Source organism: Verrucosispora sp. WMMA2044, from assembly GCF_027497155.1.
GTDB classification, from domain to species: domain Bacteria; phylum Actinomycetota; class Actinomycetes; order Mycobacteriales; family Micromonosporaceae; genus Micromonospora; species Micromonospora palythoicola.
This window is the reverse complement of sequence record NZ_CP114913.1, coordinates 4,536,817-4,557,754: the sequence shown is the minus strand read 5'-3', so window position 1 is coordinate 4,557,754 and position 20,938 is coordinate 4,536,817. Positions and strand designations below refer to the sequence as shown.

20 protein-coding genes are annotated in these 20,938 nt (G+C 71.6%); 16 read left to right on the top strand and 4 right to left on the bottom strand.

All coding sequences use genetic code 11. The annotated features are described in order from the left end of the window. Positions 1-81: 81 nt before the first annotated feature. Complete coding sequence (locus tag O3597_RS20685; protein WP_281602136.1) at positions 82-1,227, top strand: glycosyltransferase family 1 protein; 1,146 nt, start codon at positions 82-84, stop codon at positions 1,225-1,227. Between the two features lie 49 nt (positions 1,228-1,276). After that, entirely contained in the window at positions 1,277-2,368 is a 1,092-nt protein-coding gene (locus tag O3597_RS20680) for a sugar phosphate nucleotidyltransferase (protein WP_164446047.1), read from the top strand. Here O3597_RS20680 and O3597_RS20675 read toward each other — a convergent pair. Further along, the gene (locus O3597_RS20675) at positions 2,337-2,936 is read right to left on the bottom strand and encodes an NUDIX domain-containing protein (protein ID WP_164446733.1); all 600 of its coding nucleotides are present in this window, start codon (positions 2,934-2,936) and stop codon (positions 2,337-2,339) included. The two genes, O3597_RS20680 and O3597_RS20675, sit on opposite strands and share 32 nt — an antisense overlap. A 335-nt stretch (positions 2,937-3,271) precedes the next feature. Here O3597_RS20675 and O3597_RS20670 point away from each other — a divergent pair, with 335 nt between their 5' ends. After that, positions 3,272-4,264 carry a winged helix-turn-helix domain-containing protein gene (locus tag O3597_RS20670; protein WP_281602135.1) on the top strand — a complete coding sequence of 331 codons (993 nt, stop codon included), beginning with the start codon at positions 3,272-3,274 and terminating at the stop codon, positions 4,262-4,264. A 12-nt stretch (positions 4,265-4,276) separates the two neighbouring features. Here O3597_RS20670 and O3597_RS20665 read toward each other — a convergent pair whose 3' ends face one another. Both O3597_RS20665 and cofD read right to left on the bottom strand, forming a co-directional pair. Beyond that, complete coding sequence (locus tag O3597_RS20665) at positions 4,277-5,365, bottom strand: coenzyme F420-0:L-glutamate ligase (protein WP_281602134.1); 1,089 nt, start codon at positions 5,363-5,365, stop codon at positions 4,277-4,279. Beyond that, positions 5,362-6,309, bottom strand: coding sequence for a 2-phospho-L-lactate transferase (cofD, locus tag O3597_RS20660; protein WP_281602133.1), 948 nt, complete (start codon positions 6,307-6,309; stop codon positions 5,362-5,364). Before cofD ends, O3597_RS20665 begins: the two co-directional genes overlap by 4 nt. Before the next feature lie 98 nt (positions 6,310-6,407). On the opposite strand from cofD, the gene O3597_RS20655 reads away from it, so the two are divergent. The 6 genes from O3597_RS20655 to O3597_RS20630 all read left to right on the top strand — a co-directional run bounded on the left by O3597_RS20655 (position 6,408) and on the right by O3597_RS20630 (position 13,240). Further along, positions 6,408-7,646: a hypothetical protein gene (locus O3597_RS20655; RefSeq protein ID WP_281602132.1), complete on the top strand. Its 1,239-nt coding sequence runs from the start codon at positions 6,408-6,410 to the stop codon at positions 7,644-7,646. A gap of 74 nt (positions 7,647-7,720) precedes the next feature. Further along, complete coding sequence (locus O3597_RS20650) at positions 7,721-10,300, top strand: bifunctional FO biosynthesis protein CofGH (protein WP_281602131.1); 2,580 nt, start codon at positions 7,721-7,723, stop codon at positions 10,298-10,300. 157 nt (positions 10,301-10,457) lie between these two features. Beyond that, positions 10,458-10,742 (top strand): hypothetical protein, encoded by a 285-nt coding sequence (locus O3597_RS20645; protein WP_281602130.1) that lies wholly within the window; start codon positions 10,458-10,460, stop codon positions 10,740-10,742. Between the two features lie 4 nt (positions 10,743-10,746). Further along, on the top strand, positions 10,747-12,141 hold the full coding sequence (locus O3597_RS20640; RefSeq protein ID WP_281602129.1) for a DUF4331 domain-containing protein: 1,395 nt from the start codon (positions 10,747-10,749) through the stop codon (positions 12,139-12,141). 16 nt (positions 12,142-12,157) lie between these two features. Next, the gene (locus tag O3597_RS20635) at positions 12,158-12,508 is read left to right on the top strand and encodes a phospholipase (RefSeq protein WP_281602128.1); all 351 of its coding nucleotides are present in this window, start codon (positions 12,158-12,160) and stop codon (positions 12,506-12,508) included. A 474-nt stretch (positions 12,509-12,982) separates the two neighbouring features. Next, positions 12,983-13,240, top strand: coding sequence for a WhiB family transcriptional regulator (locus tag O3597_RS20630; protein ID WP_013731688.1), 258 nt, complete (start codon positions 12,983-12,985; stop codon positions 13,238-13,240). Positions 13,241-13,396: 156 nt separating this feature from the next. On the opposite strand, the gene O3597_RS20625 is transcribed toward O3597_RS20630, so the two are convergent. Next, positions 13,397-13,846: a metallopeptidase family protein gene (locus tag O3597_RS20625; RefSeq protein WP_093406503.1), complete on the bottom strand. Its 450-nt coding sequence runs from the start codon at positions 13,844-13,846 to the stop codon at positions 13,397-13,399. 153 nt (positions 13,847-13,999) lie between these two features. On the opposite strand from O3597_RS20625, the gene O3597_RS20620 reads away from it, so the two are divergent. The 7 genes from O3597_RS20620 to O3597_RS20590 all read left to right on the top strand — a co-directional run bounded on the left by O3597_RS20620 (position 14,000) and on the right by O3597_RS20590 (position 20,486). Continuing rightward, positions 14,000-14,377, top strand: a complete 378-nt coding sequence (locus tag O3597_RS20620) for a DUF3499 domain-containing protein (protein ID WP_281602127.1) — start codon at positions 14,000-14,002, stop codon at positions 14,375-14,377. Between the two features lie 363 nt (positions 14,378-14,740). Then, complete coding sequence (locus O3597_RS20615; RefSeq protein ID WP_281602126.1) at positions 14,741-15,529, top strand: helix-turn-helix transcriptional regulator; 789 nt, start codon at positions 14,741-14,743, stop codon at positions 15,527-15,529. Continuing rightward, positions 15,520-15,714 (top strand): DUF397 domain-containing protein, encoded by a 195-nt coding sequence (locus tag O3597_RS20610; RefSeq protein WP_281602125.1) that lies wholly within the window; start codon positions 15,520-15,522, stop codon positions 15,712-15,714. The genes O3597_RS20615 and O3597_RS20610 overlap by 10 nt, the downstream gene beginning before the upstream one ends. A gap of 684 nt (positions 15,715-16,398) precedes the next feature. Beyond that, the gene (locus O3597_RS20605) at positions 16,399-17,583 is read left to right on the top strand and encodes a spermidine/putrescine ABC transporter substrate-binding protein (RefSeq protein WP_281602124.1); all 1,185 of its coding nucleotides are present in this window, start codon (positions 16,399-16,401) and stop codon (positions 17,581-17,583) included. Continuing rightward, on the top strand, positions 17,580-18,737 hold the full coding sequence (locus O3597_RS20600; protein ID WP_281602123.1) for an ABC transporter ATP-binding protein: 1,158 nt from the start codon (positions 17,580-17,582) through the stop codon (positions 18,735-18,737). The genes O3597_RS20605 and O3597_RS20600 overlap by 4 nt, the downstream gene beginning before the upstream one ends. A gap of 22 nt (positions 18,738-18,759) precedes the next feature. Beyond that, the gene (locus O3597_RS20595; protein ID WP_281602122.1) at positions 18,760-19,677 is read left to right on the top strand and encodes an ABC transporter permease; all 918 of its coding nucleotides are present in this window, start codon (positions 18,760-18,762) and stop codon (positions 19,675-19,677) included. Then, positions 19,674-20,486, top strand: a complete 813-nt coding sequence (locus O3597_RS20590; RefSeq protein WP_281602121.1) for an ABC transporter permease — start codon at positions 19,674-19,676, stop codon at positions 20,484-20,486. Before O3597_RS20595 ends, O3597_RS20590 begins: the two co-directional genes overlap by 4 nt. Positions 20,487-20,938 lie beyond the last annotated feature (452 nt).

The following is a 20,938-nucleotide window of genomic DNA, read 5'->3' as shown; positions in this document are numbered from 1 at the left end:
AGTCAGCGTCCGTGCCCGGCTCCGGCGTAGGCTTGCCGGAGTGTCGTTCCCCACAGTCCCGCCACCGCAAGGAGTCGCCCCGTGACCGCCGGTCGCCCGCCCCGCGTGCTCATCGACGCCACGAGTGTTCCCGCCGATCGCGGCGGCGTCGGTAGATACGTCGATGGCCTGCTCGGCGCCCTCGGCAAGGTGTGCGGATCGGCGGTGGACCTGGTGGTGGTCAGCCTCCGCACCGACCTGGAGCGTTACCGGCGGAAGCTGCCCGGCGCGGAGATCATTCCGGCGCCGGCCGCGGTCGCGCACCGGCCAGCCCGCCTCGCCTGGGAGCAGACCGGCCTGCCCCTGCTCGCCCAGCAGGTCGGCGCGGAGGTGCTGCACTCGCCCTTCTACACCTGCCCGCTGCGGGCCGGCTGTCCGGTCACCGTGACGGTGCACGACGCGACGTTCTTCACCGAGCCGGAGCACTACGACAAGTCCCGCCGGACGTTCTTCCGTAGCGCGATCAAGACCTCGTTGCGGCGCGCGAACCGCGTGATCGTGCCCAGCAAGGCGACCCGCGACGAACTGATCCGACTGTTGGACGCCGACCCCACCCGCATCGACGTGGCCTACCACGGGGTGGACCACGAGGCCTTCCACGCGCCCGGCGACGAGGAGAAGGCCCGGGTCCGGGCCCGCCTGGGGCTGGGTGGCAGCAGTTACGTCGCGTTCCTCGGCGCCAAGGAGCCGCGCAAGAACGTGCCGAACCTGATCCGTGGCTGGGCCTGGGCGGTCGCCGAGCGGCCGGACCCGCCGGCACTCGTGGTGGCCGGCGGACAGGGGCACGACGACGACATCGACCGCGCGGTGGCCGAGGTGCCCTCGCACCTGCGGCTGCTGCGTCCCGGCTACCTGCGCTACGGCGACCTGCCCGGCTTCCTCGGCGGGGCGCTGGTGGCCGCGTACCCCTCCTACGGCGAGGGGTTCGGGTTGCCCATCCTGGAGGCGATGGCGTGCGCCGCCCCGGTGCTCACCACCCCCCGGCTGTCGCTGCCGGAGGTCGGAGGCGACGCGGTGGCCTACACCAGCGAGGATCCGGATCAGATCGCCGCCGACCTGGCCGCGCTGCTCGACGACGAACCGCGCCGGTTGTCGCTGGCGAAGGCCGGTTTCGATCGGGCGAAGGAGTTCACCTGGGGGTCCAGCGCCGAAGTGCACATCGCGGCGTGGACCAGGGCGCGGGCCTGAGGCCCCCAACCGAGGCGCCCGGTCCGGGCGGTTCGGGCATGATGTCCTGGTGATCTATGTCGTCATTCCGGCCGGTGGCAGCGGCACGAGGTTGTGGCCGCTGTCCCGTGCCGGGCATCCCAAATTCCTCCACCCGTTCACCGGCACGTCCGCGTCGTTGCTTCAGGCGACCGTCGAGCGGCTGGGGCCGCTGACCACCCCCGAACGCACCATGGTGGTCACCGGGGCCGCGCACGCCGCGGCCGTGGCCCGCCAGCTGACCGGTCTGCCGGAGGAGAACATCCTGGTCGAACCGTCGCCACGGGATTCCTGCGCCGCCATCGCGCTGGCCGCGGCGGTGATCGCCGTACGCGACCCGGACGCCGTCATGGGATCGTTCGCCGCCGACCACCTGATCGGCGATCCTGAGCGATGGGTGGACACCGTCCGGGAGGCGGTCCGAGGCGCGGAGCAGGGGCTGCTGATGACGGTCGGGATCACCCCGACCCGGCCGGAGACCGGCTACGGATACCTGCGGACCGGCGAGCCCGTCGAGGGTGGCCCGATGCGCCCGGTGGTCGAGTTCAAGGAGAAGCCGAGCGCGGAGGTCGCCGAGACGTACCTGCGGTCGGGCCACTACCTCTGGAACGCCGGCATGTTCGTCTGGCGGGTGTCGGCGTTTCTCGCCGAGCTGGCACGTCAGCAGCCCGACCTGCACTCCGGGGTCACCACGATCGCGGCGGCGTGGCACTCCGACGAACAGGACGACGTGCTCGGTGCGGTCTGGCCCACGCTGACGAAGATCTCGGTGGACTACGCGGTGATGGAGGGCGCGGCCGCGGCCGGCCGGGTGGCGACCGTACCCGGTGACTTCCGGTGGAACGACGTGGGTGACTTCCACACCCTCGGCGAGGTGCTGCCGACGGACCCCGACGGCAACGTGGTGCTCGCCAGCGACGCCAAGACCGAGGTGCTGCTGCGCGACAGCAGCGGCATGGTGGTGGTCCCGCAGGCCGGTCGGCTGGTGGCCGCCGTCGGCGTACGCGACTTGATCGTGGTCGACACCGAGGACGCGTTGCTGGTCTGCCCGCGCGATCGTGCTCAGGACGTGAAGTCGATCGTGGACGAGCTCAAGAGACGGGGTGCGGAGAAGCTCGTCTGAAGGCCGCCAGGCCCGGTGTGACGAGCCGGGCCGTGCCGCCGGCCAGTGGCTGCGGCAGGCGCTCCGGTGGGAACCAGCCGAGCGCCTCGGACTCCACGCTCACCCGTTCCGTCGCGCCAACCGGGGCGAAAACGGCGAAGCGTACGTCGTGGTGCAGCGACCCGCCCTGGCAGGCCACCGGGTGCACGTCCACGTCGATCGGCAGCGGATCGATCCGCAGACCGGCGATGCCCGACTCCTCGGTGGCCTCCCGTAACGCCGCACCGGCCAGCGTCCGGTCGGCGGGCTCACAGTGCCCGCCCAACTGCACCCACTTGTGGAACTTGCCGTGCAGGCAGAGCAGCACCTGGCTGCCGGTCGCGTCGAACACCAGGGCGCTGGCGGTGACGTGACCGGCGCGGTGTGCGCGGCTCATCGCGATCGGCCCGGCGTCGAGCAGGCCGAGGGTCCGGTCGCGGGCCACCGCCGCGTCGGGGCTGGTCGGCGTCCAGCCGGTGAGCACCGCCAGCGCGTCGGCGTGCAGCGCCGTCCAGCCGTCCGCGTCGTCGCACGGGGATCGGTCCACCATTCGGGGCGTCGACAACGGCCGCTCCTCTCGTCCGAGCCAGCGTACGGGGTGCTGGTGGATGAGCCGGTGCGGCGGCCGGACCTGTGCCGGGGAGACCGGGCGGCACCCCCTGCGGAATCTGAGCCGCAGACCCTCGTATGGTGCCGCCCGCTCTCGGGCACCCAGTGGGGCGGACACGGTCGACGCGGGTGGCCCCCTGTGGCACGGGAAGCATGGCGGATTCACGCCACGGGCGTCGAGGTCTTTCAGCTGAGGCTTAACTGCCCGAGGCCGGGACGGCCGGGTAGAGTTCGGAGGTCGCCGGGTGCCCCCTCCGCCGGGCGCTGGGAGTACCCATGCTGAAGATCCATTTCTCCGGCGAGGACATTCTCCGGACCCGGGTGGCTCCGGCGGCCGATCCGGTCTGGGAAGTGGTGCTGAGTCTGCACCTGCTGCCCGGGCGCAGCCGTGATCCGTTGCTCGCCGGCTGGCGTCGCGAGGTCTCGCGGGGGCTGCGTCGGCAGCTGGACGCCGAGGCACTGCGACTGCTGTCGACGTTGAGCCCGCCGCGCGGCTACTTTCCGGACTTCCTCACCCCGTACGAGGGTGTGCACGGTTTCGAGGCGGGGATGGAGGCGCTGCGGCGTACCCCCGTGGCATCGCTGCAACGCGACCTCACGCTGCTCGCCAGCGACAACCGGAACCTGCCCGCCGGGGTGGCCGCCATCGCCCGGGGTGAGCCGGAGGCCCTGAACCACCTGACCGAGACGATGGACCGCTACCGGCAGCTCGCCCTCGGCCCGTACTGGACGCGGGTCCAGGGTGCGGTGGAGGCCGATCGTGCCCGCCGCGCCCGGGCGATGCTCGACGGGGGTGTCGAAGGGCTGCTGACCACGCTGCGGCCGGGCCTGCGCTGGGAGTCGGGCGTGCTGGAGATTCCCGCCTACCCGAGGAGCCGGGAACTTCACCTGGAGGGACGAGGGCTGCTGCTGGTGCCGTCGTTCTTCTGCGCGAACACGCCTGTCGCGCTGCTCGACCCGGAACTACCGCCGGTGCTGGTCTACCCGGTCGACAGGCTGGGCGGACTGACCGGGGACGCGCCCGCGGCGGGCGACACCGGCCGGGAGGCGCTGGCCGCGTTGCTCGGCCGTACCCGCGCGGCGGTTCTCGCCGCCAGTGACGACGGCTGCACCACCGGCGAGCTGGCCCGCCGGCTGCGCATCTCGGCGGCGGCGGCCAGCCAGCACACCACCGTGCTGCGGAACGCGGGTCTGCTGGTCAGCAACCGCGACCGCAACACCGTCCTGCACACCCTCACCCCGCTCGGCCGCGCCATCCTCAACCCCTGACCCTCCTGCCTGTCAGAGGGCGAGGGTGGCGGCGGCGGTGGTGCCGCTGGGTGGGGGGAGGAGTTGGGTGGGGACGTGTGCCGCCGCGAGGGCGGTGCGTAGGCGCTGCACGTCCGTGCCGAAGCGGACCAGTTGGAACGGGCCCACCGGGGTGGGTGGGGAGCAGAGCACCAGGCCGGTCGCGTGGACCGGCCAGCCCGGCACGATGCGGACCAGCGCGGCGCGTACGTCGTCGTCGGTGACCTGGGTGAAGACCGTGCCGGGCGCGATCACGTCGGCGACCGAGTCGATCGCCCGCGCGACGGTGGCCGGGTCGGGTGGGGCTTCCGACAGGTGATCCGGCAGGGTGGCGGCAGCCGCCAGACCGGCCGCCTTCGCCTCGGCGGTGCCGAGCGAGAACAGGTCCATCGAGGCGTCCCGGACCAGCACCCGGGCGCCCTCGCCGTCCCCCGACAGCGGCGGCGTCAGGTAGCCGCGGATCACCGCGACCGGCACCTGGTCGCACTTGCCCTTGATCAGCTCACCCGCCGCGGCCAGCTCGTCGACCACCGCCATCTGCGTCAGCACCAGCTCGTTGCCGTACGGGTCGACCTCGCCGCGGTGGTCGCGGATGGCGTCCATTCCGGCGACGCCGAGGGCCACGTCGGTCAGCCCGTTGCGCCAGGGGCGGCCCATGGTGTCGCTCACGACGACCGCGACGTTCACGCCGTACCGGTCGCGCAGGCCGGCGCGGAGCGTGCGGGCCGAGGCGTCCGGGTCCTCCGGCAGCAGCACCAGCCGGGTCTTGTCGACGTTCGAGGCGTCGATTCCGGCGGCGGCCATCACGAAGCCGTGCCGGGTCTGCACGATCCGGGTCGGGCCGCGCGAGGCCACCACCCGTACCGTCTCCGCCGCGAGCACCTCGTCCCGGACGGCCTGTCGATCCGGGCCGTCGGCGGGCACGTCGACCAGCCGTCCCTCGGCCTTCGAGATGATCTTGCTGGTCACCACCAGCACGTCCCCGTCGCGCAGCCAGGGCGCCGCGTTTCCGATCAGGGCCGCGAGGTCGTCCCCCTCGGTCACGTGCCCGATCCCGGGCACCGGCAGGATCTCCAGTCTCACGTCAACTCCACCGCGGCGCGGACCATCGCCGCCGTCGCCGCCTCGTCGGTCATCCGCAGCGGCACCGCACGGACCGTCACGTCCGGCACCACCGTTGTGGCATCCTCCTCGGCCACCAACCAGCCGTCGAGCAGCCCGCCACTCGCCCGGCTTGCGTACAGCCCACCGACGCCGGCGGCGCTGCACTCCACGCCGACGACCGCCAGGCAACGGTCGGCCATGCCGCGTACCGGTGCGCCACCGATGATCGGTGAAACGCCCACCACCGGGGCGGGGCCGTCCGCCACCGCCTCGCGCAGACCCGGCACGGCCAGGATCGGCGCGATGCTGACCACCGGGTTGCTCGGCGCCACGAGCAGCACGTCGGCCCCGGCGATCGCCTCCGTGACGCCGGGTGCCGGCTTCGCCGACTCCGCCCCGACGAAGACGAACCGGTGGGTCGGGACCTGCGCCCGGTACCGTACCCACCACTCCTGGAAGTGGATCGCCCGCTGGCCGCCGTCGAGGTCGGCGACCGCATGCGTCTCCAGGCGGTCGTCGGTCGCCGGCAGCAGGCGTACGCCGGGCTGCCAGCGGGTCGCCAGTGCCTGGGTGACCTGGTGCAGCGGATAGCCGGCGTCGAGCATCGTGGTGCGGACCAGGTGGGTGGCGATGTCCCGGTCACCCAGTCCGAACCAGCTCGGCTCGGCGCCGTACGCCGCCAGCTCGTCCTTGACCGTCCAGCTCTCGTCGACCCGTCCCCAGCCCCGCTGCGGGTCGGCGCCGCCGCCGAGGGTGTACAGCACGCTGTCCAGGTCCGGGCAGATCCGGAGTCCGTGCAGCCGTAGGTCGTCGCCGACGTTGACCACGGCGGTCACCTCGGCACCCACCTCGCGGGCGTACGCCCGGACCCCCAGCAGGAACCGGGCCCCGCCGATTCCGCCGGTCAGAACCACGATGCGCATCCGCCCATCCTCGCCTACGTGACGCCTCCGGCAGCCAACTGCCCCGGGAGACTAGGCTCACGTCGGCATCTGTCCGCTTTCGCCCCCAGGGAGAGTTCGTGACCAGCCCCGCCGAGCCCTCGCCCACCGACCCGACCCCGGCCCGCCAGGTGACCGGGCCGCTACGTGAACTCGTCGCTCTCGTGCTCCTGGGCGCGAACGCCGTCTTTCTCTTCGTGGGGCTGATCCGGCTGCTGACCCCGCAGGGCGCCTACAGCACGGTGACCGGGCGCGCCGCCAGCTCCTTCTTCGCCTTCATCGGCATCGAGGCGGTGGTACTGCCGGTGCTGGCGGTGCTGCTGGCCACGCATCTCGCCCCGACCGTCGGACGGGCGAAAATGATCACGCAGGTGGCGCTCGTCGAGTACGCGGTGAGCGCCGTGCTCGGCGGTCTGACCCTGCTGATCTGGGTGGTCGGTCGGCTGGCCGAGGCGCAGCTCTTCGACGCGATGACCGGACTGCTCACCCGGGTCGCCTGGGTGGCGCTGTTCGCGGCGGCGGCGTACGTGGTGTGGAGCGTGTGGCAGCGGCTCTACCACGTACCGCGGCCCAAGCCCGAGCCCGGCCTGTACGGCACGCCGCAGCAGGGCTGGCCGCAGCCGGGCGGCCCGGGTCAGTTCGGTGGCCAGCCCGGTCAGCAGGGCGGCGGCTGGACGCCGCCCGGCCAGTCGGGCGGTTGGTCGGGTGCCGAACGGCCCGCCGGCTATCCGGCCGGCTACCCCGGCTCCGGGCACCCGGGGGCGGGGCAGCCGAATCAGTCCGGGGCCGGACAGTTCGGCGGCTACCCGGCCGGCGGCACGACCCAGGGCCACCCCGGCGGTCAGGGCCACCCCGGCGGCCACAGCCACGCCGGCGGTCAGGGCGGCCAGCCGGGTTGGCCGATGGCTGGCCAGGCACCCCCGGCCGGAGGGCCGCCGGAGTCCCCGCACACCTGGCCGCCGCACGGTCAGCCGGCGGTGCCACCGCAGTCGGCGCCGTCCTCGCCGGCCGCGCCCACGTTCGGGCAGCCGTCCCCGTCGGCCGCACCGCCGTTCGGGCAGCCGGCCTCGGCCGACCCGACCCAGAGCATTCCGCGTCAGGGCGACCCGGGCGGGGGCATGCCGCGCCAGGGCGACGCGGCCGGGAGCGCCGAGCGGCAGGACGCCGAACCGACCCAGGCGATCCCGCACCAGAGCACCGAGCCGACCCAGGCCATCGCGCGGCCGGGCGATGGTGACGCCAGCCCGCCGGTTTCCCGGTCGGGCGACGGGGAGGCCGACCGCACCCAGCGGATCGACCCGCGCGACCAGCCGAGCTGACGACGGGCCGTCGAGGCACGTGCGGTTGCCCACGGGCCGGGGCCGGACCGGGCCGCAGCGCATAGGCTGAGCGGATGGTTGATCAGAGCGAGCGCGGGCCGGGTGACGGGAGCGTACGGCGGGCACTGCGCCGCGCCGCCACCGGGCGGGCGCTCGACGTCGACGAGGCGTCGACCCTGCTGACCGCCCGGGGCGCGGCGCTGGAGGAACTGCTCGGCATCGCCGGTGCGATCCGTGACGCCGGCCTGCGGGACGCCGGCCGGCCCGGCGTCGTGACGTACTCGAAGAAGGTCTTCATTCCGCTGACCCGGCTCTGCCGGGACCGCTGCCACTACTGCACGTTCGCCACGGTGCCGCACCGGCTGCCGGCGGCCTTCCTCGACCGCGAGGAGGTGCTGGCCATCGCCCGGGCCGGTGCGGCACAGGGTTGCAAGGAGGCCCTGTTCACCCTCGGCGACCGGCCGGAGGAGCGCTGGCCGGCGGCCCGACAGTGGCTGGACGAACGCGGCTACGGGTCCACCCTGGACTACCTGCGGGCCTGTGCCGTGGCGGTGCTGGAGGAGACCGGCCTGCTGCCGCACCTGAACCCGGGCGTGCTCTCCTGGGCGGAGCTGCAACGGCTCAAGCCGGTGGCGCCGAGCATGGGGATGATGCTGGAGACCACCGCCACCCGCCTGTGGTCCGAGCCCGGCGGCCCGCACTACGGCTCACCGGACAAGGAGCCGGCGGTGCGGTTGCGGGTCCTCGACGACGCCGGTCGGGTCGGCGTCCCGTTCACCACCGGCATCCTGATCGGCATCGGCGAGACCCTCGCCGAACGGATCGACGCGATCTTCGCGATCCGGCGTACCCAGCGTGAGTACGGCCACCTCCAGGAGGTGATCGTGCAGAACTTCCGGGCGAAGCCGGACACGGCGATGCGGGGGATGCCCGACGCCGAACTGCACGACCTCGCGGCCACCGTGGCGGTGGCCCGGGTGCTGCTCGGTCCGAAGGCCCGCATCCAGGCACCACCGAACCTCATCGCCGGTGAGTACGACCTGCTGCTGCGGGCCGGTATCGACGACTGGGGCGGTGTCTCGCCGGTGACCCCGGACCATGTCAACCCGGAGCGCCCCTGGCCGCAGCTCGACGAGCTGGCTGCCCGTACCGCCGCCGCCGGCTTCACTCTCCGCGAGCGGCTGACCGTCTACCCCGAGTACGTCCGAGCCGGCGAGCCGTGGCTGGACGCGCGACTGCTGCCGCACGTGACCGCGCTCGCCGATCCGGCGACCGGGCTTGCGGTCGAGGCGGCCCGTCCGGTGGGCCGGCCGTGGCAGGAGCCCGACGAGACCTTCGGCGGGCGCACCGACCTGCACGCCACCATCGACACCACGGGGCGTACGGACGACCGCCGGGGCGACTTCGACCACGTCTACGGCGACTGGGCCGAGGTGGCGTCGAAGGTGGCTGTGCCACCGGCGCGGGCGGGTGTCGACGGTGGCCCGGCAGCGGAGGTGGGAACCGGTGCCAGGGCCGGCCGGCCGCTCACCGCCGGCGCTGCCGACGCCGACCTGCGGGCCGGATTGCGGCTGGCCGCCGAGGATCCGGCGGCGCTGCTGGAGCCCCGGCACACCGATGCCGCGCTGGCGTTGTTCGGCGCGGACGGGCCGGCCTTGGACGAGTTGTGCCGCACCGCCGACGAGCTGCGCCGCTCCGCCGTGGGTGACGACGTGACCTACGTGGTCAACCGCAATATCAACTTCTCGAACGTCTGCTACGTGGGCTGCCGGTTCTGCGCCTTCGCACAGCGGGAACGGGACGCCGACGCGTACCGGCTCTCGGTGGAGCAGGTCGCGGACCGGGCGCAGGAGGCGTGGGAGGCCGGTGCCGGCGAGGTCTGCCTCCAGGGCGGCATCGACCCGAAGCTGCCGGTGACGATCTACGCCGACCTGGTCCGGGCGATCAAGGCCCGGGTACCGCAGATGCACGTGCACGCCTTCTCACCGATGGAGATCGTCACCGCCGCCGCCAAGGCCGGCGTGTCGGTGCGGGAGTGGCTGGCCGGGCTGCGTGAGGCGGGACTGGACACCATTCCGGGCACCGCGGCCGAGATCCTCGACGACGAGGTGCGCTGGGTGCTCACCAAGGGCAAGTTGCCGGCCGCCGCCTGGGTGGAGGTGGTCAGCACGGCGCACGAGCTGGGCATCCGGTCCAGCTCGACGATGATGTACGGCCACGTCGACCACCCCGCGCACTGGCTGGCGCACTTCCGGGTGCTGGCCGGGGTGCAGGACCGTACCGGCGGGTTCACCGAGTTCGTGGCGCTGCCGTTCGTGCACACCAACGCCCCGATCTACCTCGCGGGCATCGCCCGGCCCGGCCCGACCTGGCGGGAGAACCGGGTGGTGCACGCGATGGCGCGGGTGCTGTTGCACGGTCGGATCGACAACATCCAGTGTTCCTGGGTGAAGCTGGGCGACGCCGGCACCGCGGAGTTGCTGCGCAGCGGCTGCAACGACCTCGGGGGCACGCTGATGGAGGAGACCATCTCGCGGATGGCCGGCTCCGGCAACGGATCGGCGCGTACCGAGGATCAGTTGCGGGCCATCGCGGCGGCGGCGGGCCGGCCGGCGCGTAGGCGCACGACTGCGTACGGTCACATCGCGGCCTAGGGTCGAACCTTCGCCTTCCGGCGGACGTACCTGTCGATGCCGGCGGCGGCACGGCGAGGACCGTCGCCGGCACCCCTCACCGGGGGCCCGGCGTGGTCTGTCGTGACCCCCGTCCGTCATCGCGGGCGCCTGCGCGCCGCAGCCGGAAAGGTTGGTCATGATCACTGCGAAACGTAAGGGGCGTTGGCCGAGGCTGACCCGCCGGCAGACGATCACCGCCGCGGCCAGTGCCACCCTCGGCGCCGCCGCGCTCGCGGTGCCGGGGCTCTCCCTGGCCGGTGACGGCGAGGACAGGGCGGCGGCCGGACCCGACGAGACGATCATCGTGCACCTGCGTGACGCCCGGTCCGGCACCATGGACGTGTTCGTCGGCCAGTCCCGCATCGAGGTGCGCGACCGCGGGCTGACCGACCGGCTGCGCCGCGCCGCGGCCCGGCGCTGAGCTCATGTCCTCACACCGCGAGGCACCGGAGATCGCCAAGGATCCGGTCGCAGACTCATCCGACCTGTACGCCTTCGTCACCCCGGACCGCCCGGACACGGTGACGCTGATCGCCAACTACGTGCCGCTGCAGTTGCCCTCCGGCGGCCCGAACTTCTTCGAGTTCGGCGACGACGTGCGGTACGAGATCCACGTCGACAACGATGGTGACGGACAGCCGGACGTCACCTACCGCTTCGAATTCACCACAGAGATCACCAATCCGAACAGCTTCCTCTACAACACCGGGCCGATCGACGCCCTGGACAGCGAGAACTGGAATCGCCGGCAGTTCTACAGTCTGACCCGGATCGTCGGCGGTCGGGAGCAGCGGCTGGCCCGTAAGCTGCCCTGCCCGCCGTGCAACGTGGGCCCACTGTCCACACCGGACTACGACGACCTGGTTCGGCAGGCGACCTTCTCCCTGTCCACCGGCGAGAAGGTCTTCGCCGGGCAGCGTGCCGACGGCTTCTTCGTGGACCTGGGTGCGATCTTCGACCTCGGCACGCTGCGACCGTTCCAGCAGTTGCACGTCGCCGGGAAGAAGATCTTCAAGGAGGCGGGTGAGCCGGTCAACGCCACCGACCGGTTGAACGTGCACAGCCTGGCGTTGCAGGTGCCGGTGCAGCGGCTGCGCCGCCGTGCCGACCGGTACCACTGGCAGGAACCCGCCTCGGTCATCGGGGTATGGACCTCGGCGTCGCGTCGGCAGGTGCGGGTGCTCGGCGACCGGGTGGCGGCCGATACCAACGCCGGGCCGTTCACGCAGGTGTCCAGACTGGGCAACCCGTTGTTCAACGAGGTCATCGTGCCGATGGCACAGAAGGACCTGTGGAACACCCTGCCGCCGTCGGAGGACAAGCGCTTCGCCCAGTTCGTCGAGCGGCCGGAACTCGCCGTCCTGCTGCCGGTGCTCTACCCGGACGTCTTCCCCAACCTGGACAAGCTGAACAGGTCGGAGAAGGCTCGCGCGGACCTGGTCGCCATCCTGCTCACCGGCATCCCGGAGGGGCTGATCGACGGCTTCACCAACAGCACCGGGGACGTCCAGGCCGACATGCTCCGGCTGAACACGGCGATCCCGCCGGCCCGCAGGCCGAACCGGTTCGGTGTGCTCGGCGGTGACCTCGCGGGCTTCCCGAACGGCCGGCGGGTGACCGACGACGTGGTGACCATCGCACTACGCGCCGTCGCGGGGCTGACCGTGCCGCTGGTGGACCGGAAGTTCCAGCCGGACCAGGCGGCGGGAGCGGTGACGCCGGGGCTCAGCGCGGCGGATGTGACCGCGCCGTTCCTGCGGAAGTTCCCGTTCCTCGGTACGCCCTACGACGGGTTCAACAACCCGTCGGTGCGGTCCTGAGTCGAAGGTGGGGGAGATGAGCGGACACGAGCACGCACACAACCACGGCCCCTCGGGTACCGGCACGGTCGTCCTCGATCTGGGTGGTGACACCGGAGCGCTGATCATCTACACCGGGCGGCAGCTGCTCGGTCGGGAGATCGAGGTGAGCCGGGCGGACCGGGACGGCGACCCGCGTACGCACTCCGCCGTACGCGAGCGTCGGGTCCGGGACGGCACGTTCCACAGTGCGGTCTATCCGGATCTTCCGGCCGGCGTCTATACCGTTTGGTGGGACGCTGAAACGCCCGTCGGAGCGGTCACCGTGTCCGGTGGCGTGGTCGCCGAGTTCGTCTTGCCGACCAGCTTGCACCCGTCGGCCGACTGAACCGTCGGAGTCACCGCCTACCGCGTCCCGTCCACAATGTGGGCGGGACGCGGTCGTCGTTCACCCGCTCGGCGGGCGGGGTTGGCGAAGTCGGGATAACCTTGCGCATCAAGATCAACCGATCCTGGTGAGCGGCTTCCTCGGCACCGCCGCGAAGCCCGACCGCTCCGGTGGCGCCCGGCGCGCCACGGGAGAAAACTCGGGCAACTCGCCGGGGAGGGCGTTACTCGGCCGGGGTCTGAATCGATAGGGCAGGGCGAGACCGGGTGGTGCTGGACGGCCGTCCGGGAGGCGTGTCGGGAGGGCGACTCCATTATCAAGTTTGGCTTGACGGCGCACGCATTACACGCGTGTAATTCGAATGGGGTTGTTCGCACGGGACGCACGATAACGGGACCGGACGGACAAAAGCACGCCTTTCGCGTGGGGGGTTGCAGCGGCGACGACGCCGGTGCGCGACAAGGAGGCAACTGAATGGACGGCCAGCTCGAGGCGGCCGACCTGCTCGGAAACGCGCCGGAGTGGCAGGAGCGAGCCCTGTGCTCGCAGACCGATCCGGAGGCGTTCTTCCCCGAGAAGGGCGGCTCGACCCGCGAGGCGAAGCGCATCTGCTCGCGGTGCGAGGTCAAGACGGAATGCCTCGAATACGCTCTCGGCCACGACGAGCGGTTCGGGATCTGGGGAGGACTCTCCGAACGGGAGCGGCGCAAGCTCAAGCGCCGGGCGGCCTGATCCGACGTGGGGCGGGGCGGTTGGGGGACCGTCCCACCCGCTGCGGCGGTCCGGCCCGGCGCGTGGCTTCCAGCGGACGGATCGGGGTTGGTCGTCGGCGGACGTGTCGGCTGGTCGGCGCAGGCGCCCGGCTGGTCGGTGACGGTGCGGGGGCGATCAGGCCAGTTCGTCCGGGTCGACGCCGAGCAGGTTCGCCACCTGCTCGATGATGACGTCGTGGACCAGGTCGGCGAGATCCTCCCGGTCCATCGCCCGGAATTCCAGCGGGCGCCGGTACAGCACGATCCGAGGCGGGACCTCCTGGCGGCCGGGTCGGCCGGGCAGCAGCCGGGCCAGCGGCACCTCGCCGTCCTCCAGCACGTCGGAGTCGTAGACGTTCAGGTCGGGCGGGACGTCCTCGACGGCGAACTCCACCCCGGCCAGTTCCTTGGCGAACCGACGCTCCAGCGTCTCGACGGTGTCCAGCACCAGATCGTCGAAGATCTCCGCCTTGGTCCGCGCCAGGGGCACCGTGGCCGGCACCAGCCGCCCACGCAGACCGCGTCCGTGCCGGTCGCGGTGCGCCCGCCGGCCGGTGCCGGGGCGGCGGTTCTCCGGGCTCGTCATGTGCCACAGAGTAGCTTCCGGTCCGCGCCGAGCCGCGTCAGCGCCGGCCACCTGGCGCGTTGCGGCGAACGGGCGAGAAATGTGATCACCAAGACGGGCGTGTCGTAACGCGAAGCGGTGCGCCGGAGCCGGTAATGGAGATACCCTGCGCCGGTGAGGTCACCACGGCGCTGCTCCCGCAACGGCTGCCCCCGGCAAGCGGTCGCCACGCTGACCTATGTCTACAACGAGTCGACAGCCGTGGTGGGCCCGCTGGCCGCCTTCGCCGAGCCACACACGTACGACCTCTGTGAGCCGCACGCCCGCAGCCTGACCGCCCCGCGCGGTTGGGAGGTCGTCCGCCACGAGGGCGAGTTCGAGCCCCCGCCGCCCACCACCGACGACCTGGTCGCACTCGCCGAAGCGGTCCGCGAGGCCGCCCGCCCCGCCCCCCGTCCTCCCCAGGACGACCAGAATCACCCCTCCGCACCCCCCGCCCCCTCCGCCACCTCCCGCCGCGGCCACCTCCGCGTAATCCCCCCCACCCACTGACCCACCCCACCGGCCGGCCGGCCGGTCGGCGTTGATCAAGAAGTTTTGGTCGCGTTCCGAGCCCTCAGGCGACCAGAACTTCTTGATCGCGGGGACGGTCGCGGTGGTTGGCGTGGGTGGACGTGGGTGGATGTCGTCGGGGCGGAACCCGCCCGGTGGGCTGGGTGTGGGTTCGCTTCAGGGCCCCAGGGCGTCGGAGCTGGGGCGACCGCGACTGGGGCGTCGCCAGGGCATCTCGGGGGCGTCTGGAGCGCACCTCGGATGCGCGAAACAGTCCTGGCCGCAACACGCCGGCAGCCAGCGGACACGGCCACTTGCGGTGACTAGCGTGCGCCGGAGGGTGACGCGAGTCGGGAGGCTGCGATGGGCAACGGGGCAGTGGGCAACGAGGCGCTGCGGGTGGCGATGGCGGACAAGGGCGAAACGGCCGAGTCCCTGGCCGGGAAGGTGGGCGTCGACCCGAAGACGGCGGCTCGCTGGCTGGCGGACGGGCGGATCCCGCATCCACGGACCCGGATCGCCGTCGCCAACCTTCTCGGGCGCAAGGCCGCCGAGCTCTGGCCGGAGCCGTTCCGCCGCCGGGACCTGCCCTGGTTCCGGGCGTGGGCGGAACTGGAGCAGGACGCCCGGTCCATCCGGTCGTACCAGCCACTGCTCGTGCCGGGTCTGCTCCAGACCGAGGCGTACGCCCGGTCGGTGCTGGCCACCGGCGGCCTGCTGGCGCCGACGGAGGTCGACGAGATCGTGGTGGCGCGGCTGGCGCGGCAGCGGGTGCTGGAGCGGGAGACCCCGCTTCAGTTGGTCGCGGTGATCGACGAGGTGGTGCTGCGGCGGCCGGTCAGCCGCGATCCGCGTGTGATGGCGGAGCAGTTGGCCCAGCTGGCCACGCTGGGCGAGCGGGAGCACGTGCAGGTCCGGGTCATTCCGGCGGAGAACCCGTGGCACACCGGCCTGGCCGGGCCGTTCGTGCTGGCCCGGATGCCCGACGGCGCTGAGGCGGCCTACCTGGACAATCAACTGCGCGGTCAGGTGGTGACCGACAGTGCCGACCTTGCTAGCCTGGGCGCGAGGTGGGAGAGCGTCACCGGTGAGGCGCTGCCTCGCCGACGGTCCATCGACCTGATCAGGGAAGTGGCGACGACATGGAGTTGACCGGCGCCCGCTGGCGCACCGCCACCCGCAGCAGCAACAACGGCGGCGACTGTGTCGAGGTGGCCGACAACCTGCCCGGCCGGGTCCTGGTGCGTGACAGCAAGGACCGGACCGGCGGCACCCTGGCCTTTACCCCGGCCGCTTGGCGCGCCTTTGTCACCAGCACCGTCCGAAGTACGGTCTGAGCCGCCACTCTCCTTCGCCTACCCGGCCCGGTCGCCGCATCCGGTGCCCCCGCTCGCCACGTCGCCCGGCTGGTCGCCCCGCTCAGTCGCCCGGCCCCCTTCACCCGGCCCCCTTAACCCGGCCCCCTTAACCCGGCCCCCTTAACCCGGCCCCCTTCAGCCGGCCCCCTTCAGCCGTGCTCTCGCCCGGCTCGGTCGTCGAGATGCGGCATCTTGCGGTCTTAGGCGACCTGGATGGCGCGGGATGCGGCATGTCGAGTGGATCAAGCGGCCTAGGTGGGCCAGGCGGCCTGCCTGGGTCCGGCCCGCGTGGGTCCGGCCCGCGTGGGTCCGGCCCGCGTGGGTCCGGCGTGCGTGGGTTCGGCGTGCGTGGGTTCGGCCCGCGTGGGTCCGGCCCGCGTGGGTTCGGCGTGCGTGGGTTCGGCCCGCGTGGGTCCGGTCTGGGCGAGCGAGGGGTCTGGGTGGGTCAAGCGGTCTGGGTGGGCGAGCGGTCTGGGTGGGTCAAGCGGTGTGGTTTGGGGCGAGCGGCCGGTGGCGGGGCAGGGTGAGTCAGGGGATGTGCCCAGGGCGTGGCTGGCATCCTCGCCTCATGTCAGGATCATTCGTCTGTCGCCGCCGGCTCCAGCCCCAGCCGGCGGGCCCACCCCGCCCCTGTCGCCGACGATCATTGATAGGAACCGTCTCATGCGTGGTGCCCACCGGCCCTTCACCCGGCGTGGCCTGCTCACCGGCACCCTCGGCTCGGCCGCCCTCCTCGCCGGCGGCGGCACCCTGACCGGCTGCGGCACCCCCGCGGCGCAGCAGACCGAGGAGGGATGCGTCAGCGAGGATCTGTCCGGCGCGGAGAGGACGTTGGCGTTCTCCAACTGGCCGCAGTACATGGACGTCGACGAAGACGACGAGTCGAGGCGCCCCAGCCTGGACGGATTCGTCAGCAGGACCGGCATCCAGGTGACCTACACCGAGGACATCAACGACAACAACGAGTTCTTCGGCAAGGTGCAGAACCAGCTCGCCGCCTGCCAGAGCACCGGGCGGGACATCATGGTGCTCACCGACTGGATGACCGCTCGGATGATCCGGCTCGGCTGGATCCAGAAGCTCGACCGGTCGAAGCTGCCGAACGTCGAGGCCAATCTCCTGCCGTCACTGCGGAACCGGCCCTTCGACACCGAGGACCAGTACGCGATCCCGTGGCAGTCCGGCCTCGCCGGACTGGCCTACAACGGCCGGGTCACCGGGGAGATCCGTACCGTCGACGAACTGCTCACCCGCCCCGACCTCAAGGGCAGGGTGACCGCGCTCAGCGAGATGCGCGACACCATGGGACTGCTGCTGATGTCCAACGGCCACGACCCGACCGACTTCACCGCCGCCCAGTTCGACGACGCGCTCACCAAGCTCAGGCGGGCCGTGGATTCGGGGCAGATCCGCCGGTTCACCGGCAACGACTACGCCCCGGACCTGGCCAAGGGCGACATCGCGGCGTGCGTCGGCTGGTCCGGTGACATCATCCAACTCGGCTTCGAGGACGAACGGATCAGGTTCGTGGTGCCCGAGTCGGGCGTACTGCTCTGGTCGGACAACCTGCTGGTGCCGAACCGGGCCGGTCACAAGGCCAACGCCGAAGAGTTGATCAACTACTACTACGATCCGACCGTCGCCGCCCAGCTCGCCGCGTACGTCAACTACATCTGCCCGGTGCAGGGGGCGCAGGCGGAGCTGGAGAAGATCGATCCGGAACTGGCCGCGAACCCGCTGATCTTCCCCGACGAGGCCATGCTCGCCAAGGCCAAGGTCTTCATGGCGCTCGACGAGCAGCAGGAACGGGAGTACGAAACGAAGTTCCAGCAGGTCATCGGAGCATGACGGTGGATCCGCAGACCTCGGCCGGCGATCTGAGGCTGGCCCACCTCACCAAGACGTTCGGCGCTTTCACCGCGGTCGAGGAGCTGGACCTGACGGTCCCGCAGGGCTCGTTCTTCGCCCTGCTCGGCGCCTCGGGCTGCGGCAAGACCACCACCCTGCGGATGGTCGCCGGCCTGGAGGAACCGACCCGCGGGCGGGTGGTGCTCGGTGACCGGGACATCACCCGGCTGCGGCCGTACAAACGACCGGTCAACACGGTGTTCCAGAGCTACGCGCTCTTCCCGCACCTGGACGTCTTCGAGAACGTCGCCTTCGGGCTGCGGCGGCGCGGCATCCGCTCGGTCGACGGTCAGGTTCGACGGATGCTGTCCCTGGTGCAGCTCGACGGGTACGAGCGGCACCACCCCGCCCAGCTCTCCGGCGGCCAGCAGCAGCGCGTCGCGTTGGCCCGGGCGCTGGTCAACCACCCGCAGGTGCTGCTGCTCGACGAGCCGCTCGGTGCCCTCGACGTCAAGCTGCGTCGCCGGATGCAGCTCGAACTCAAGCGCATCCAGACCGAGGTGGGCATCACGTTCGTGCACGTCACCCACGACCAGGAGGAAGCCATGACCATGGCGGACACGGTCGCGGTGATGAACGCCGGCCGGATCGAGCAACTCGGCGCGCCGGCCGAGATCTACGAGTTCCCGGCGACTGCCTTCGTGGCCACCTTCCTCGGCCAGTCCAACCTGATCGCCGGGGACGTCTCCGGTGGCAACGGGGGCGACCTGCTGGTCACCGCGTACGGCACGCGGTTCTCGGTGCCGTCGGCGCGGTCCCGCGCCGACCAGGGTCCGGTTCTCCTGGGCGTACGCCCGGAGAAGCTGCGCCTGGCCGCGGCGGCCGGGCAGGTGCCCGCCGGCCACCAGCATGTCGAAGGCAGCATCACCGACGCCTCCTACGTCGGGGTGAGCACGCAGTACCTGCTGCGTACCGGCTGGGGCACCGAGCTGAGCGTCTTCGTCGCCAACAGCGGTGCCCAGGAGCGGTTCGCCGTCGGGGAGCGGGTCGTGGCGCACTGGGATCCGCGGCACGCCTTCCTGCTCGGCCGGCAGGTCGACGAGGACGACCGGACCGCCCCGATGCGCCACGAGCCGGTCGGTGCGTCCTGGTGAGCTGGCGAAGCGAGGCTGGGGCGTGAGCGCACCGGCTCACGTACCCACCGCTTCCGGGGAGCAGCCGGCGTCGCCGGCACCTGCTGCCCGACCGGGGCGTCACCGGTTCCTGCCGTACCTGCTGTTGCTGCCGGGCGCGGCCTGGCTGTTTCTGTTCTTCGTCGTGCCGCTGGTGCAGCTCGCCGCGGCCAGCCTCTACGACCCCGCCGGCTCGCTCTCCACCGGGTACGCGCTGACCTGGTCGTTCGGCAACTATCCGGCGGCGTTGCAGGCGTACTGGCCGCAGTTCGGCCGATCCTTCCGGTACGCCGGCATGGCGCTGGTGCTGGCGCTGCTGATGGGCTACCCCCTGGCGTACGCGATCGCGCAGAAGGCCGGCCGGTGGAAGCACCTGCTGCTGGTCTGCGTGATCGCGCCGATGTTCACCAGCTTCCTGCTGCGTACCCTGGCCTGGAAGACGATCCTGTCGGACAACGGCTGGCTGGTCGGGCTGCTGCGCGACGTGCACCTGCTCGGACCGGACGGCCGGCTGCTGGCCACTCCGGTCGCGGTGGTGCTCGGCCTGACGTACAACTTCCTGCCGTTCCTGGTGCTCCCGCTGTACGCGAGCCTGGAACGGCTGGACCGCCGGCTGCTGGAGGTGTCCAGCGACCTGTACGCCAGCCCGCTGAAGACGTTCCGGCGGGTCACCCTGCCGCTGTCGATGCCCGGTCTGACCGCCGGCACCCTGCTCTTCTTCATCCCGGCGACCGGCGACTACCTGAACGCCGAACTGCTCGGCACCCCGAACGAGTACATGATCGGCAACGTCATCGACTCGGCGTTCCTGGTCCGGCTCGACTACCCACAGGGCGCGGCGTTGTCGTTCCTGCTCATGTCGGCGATCCTCGCGGTGGTCTTCGGCTACCTCCGCAACGCCGGGACGAGAGACGTCCTGTGAGGATCTCCCGTTGGCTCGCCGAGCACTGGGTGCTGGGCGTGGCGCTGCTGGTGCTCGGCTACCTGTTCCTGCCGATCGCGGTGGTCGCCGCGCTGTCGTTCAACCGCCCGTCCAGCCGGCTGTCGTACGACTTCAACAAGTTCACCCTCGACAACTGGCGCAACCCGTGTGCCACCTCCGAGATGTGCGAGGCGGTGCTGCGCAGCGTCCAGATCGGGTTCCTCGCCACCGTGGTGGCCACCGTGCTCGGCACGGTCATGGCGTTCGCCCTGGCCCGGCACCGGTTCCGGGGTCGGTCCGGGCTCAACGTGCTGATCTTCCTGCCGATGGCGACGCCGGAACTGGTGATGGGCACGTCGCTGCTTGCCCTCTTCGTCTCCGGCGGGGTGCCGCTCGGCTTCTGGACCATCGTCATCGCCCACGTCATGTTCTGTGTGTCGTTCGTGGTGGTGACCGTCAAGGCCCGGCTGACCGGGATGGATGGGCGGCTGGAGGAAGCCGCGATGGACCTGTACGCCGGCGAGTGGCAGACGTTTCGGCGGATCACCCTGCCGCTGGTGCTGCCCGGCATCGTGGCCGCCGCCCTGCTGGCGTTCTCGCTCAGCTTCGACGACTTCATCGTCACGAACTTCAACTCGGGCACCACCGTCACGTTCCCGATGTACGTCTGGGGTGCCGCCCAGCGGGGCATCCCACCGCAGGTGAACGTCATCGGCACCGCCATGTTCGGAGTAGCGCTGCTACTGGTGCTGGCCACCTCGCTGGCGCACCGGGCCAGGGCCGGCGGACAGCGGCGACCAGCCCCGTGACACCCGGACCGCCGGCGACAGGCGGATCCTGTTCGGCGGCTACGACGCCCACGACAAACCGGGATTACCAGGGTCGATGCAATGGTTTGGCAGGCACCCTGCGGTGGTCTGGCGGACCGATCGTGAACCTGTGCAACCACTGGCCGGCAGCACGGTGGTCCGGTCCGGCTCATACCTTTGCACGAGCAGCGCTACCTTGCCGATAGCGGTCAGGAGCCAGTTTGTGTCATCAGGGTGACGATTGGAACCTAACCATGACCCTCATAGCGAGCTGACAAACACATATCGGCGCGGGCGACCAACGGAGCAGGGGATAGCGCCGCGAGTACCGCCGACGAGACTCATTGAATGTGACTACTCCGATGACCTCTCCTGGTCCGCCTCAGCCCGTGCCCTCGTCGAGCTGGTTCAATCGTCTCAGCCCCGCCCATCGAGCCACGATGATCCTGGGT

Bases quoted from the DNA above. Each gene is read 5' to 3' on its own strand.
- O3597_RS20675 (WP_164446733.1), bottom strand. From the start codon at position 2,936: ATGGTGGACCGATCCCCGTGCGACGACGCGGACGGCTGGACGGCGCTG.
- O3597_RS20670 (WP_281602135.1), top strand. From the start codon at position 3,272: ATGCTGAAGATCCATTTCTCCGGCGAGGACATTCTCCGGACCCGGGTG.
- cofD (WP_281602133.1), bottom strand. From the start codon at position 6,309: ATGCGCATCGTGGTTCTGACCGGCGGAATCGGCGGGGCCCGGTTCCTG.
- O3597_RS20650 (WP_281602131.1), top strand. From the start codon at position 7,721: ATGGTTGATCAGAGCGAGCGCGGGCCGGGTGACGGGAGCGTACGGCGG.
- O3597_RS20645 (WP_281602130.1), top strand. From the start codon at position 10,458: ATGATCACTGCGAAACGTAAGGGGCGTTGGCCGAGGCTGACCCGCCGG.
- O3597_RS20640 (WP_281602129.1), top strand. From the start codon at position 10,747: ATGTCCTCACACCGCGAGGCACCGGAGATCGCCAAGGATCCGGTCGCA.
- O3597_RS20635 (WP_281602128.1), top strand. From the start codon at position 12,158: ATGAGCGGACACGAGCACGCACACAACCACGGCCCCTCGGGTACCGGC.
- O3597_RS20630 (WP_013731688.1), top strand. From the start codon at position 12,983: ATGGACGGCCAGCTCGAGGCGGCCGACCTGCTCGGAAACGCGCCGGAG.
- O3597_RS20625 (WP_093406503.1), bottom strand. From the start codon at position 13,846: ATGACGAGCCCGGAGAACCGCCGCCCCGGCACCGGCCGGCGGGCGCAC.
- O3597_RS20615 (WP_281602126.1), top strand. From the start codon at position 14,741: ATGGGCAACGGGGCAGTGGGCAACGAGGCGCTGCGGGTGGCGATGGCG.
- O3597_RS20610 (WP_281602125.1), top strand. From the start codon at position 15,520: ATGGAGTTGACCGGCGCCCGCTGGCGCACCGCCACCCGCAGCAGCAAC.
- O3597_RS20605 (WP_281602124.1), top strand. From the start codon at position 16,399: ATGCGTGGTGCCCACCGGCCCTTCACCCGGCGTGGCCTGCTCACCGGC.
- O3597_RS20600 (WP_281602123.1), top strand. From the start codon at position 17,580: ATGACGGTGGATCCGCAGACCTCGGCCGGCGATCTGAGGCTGGCCCAC.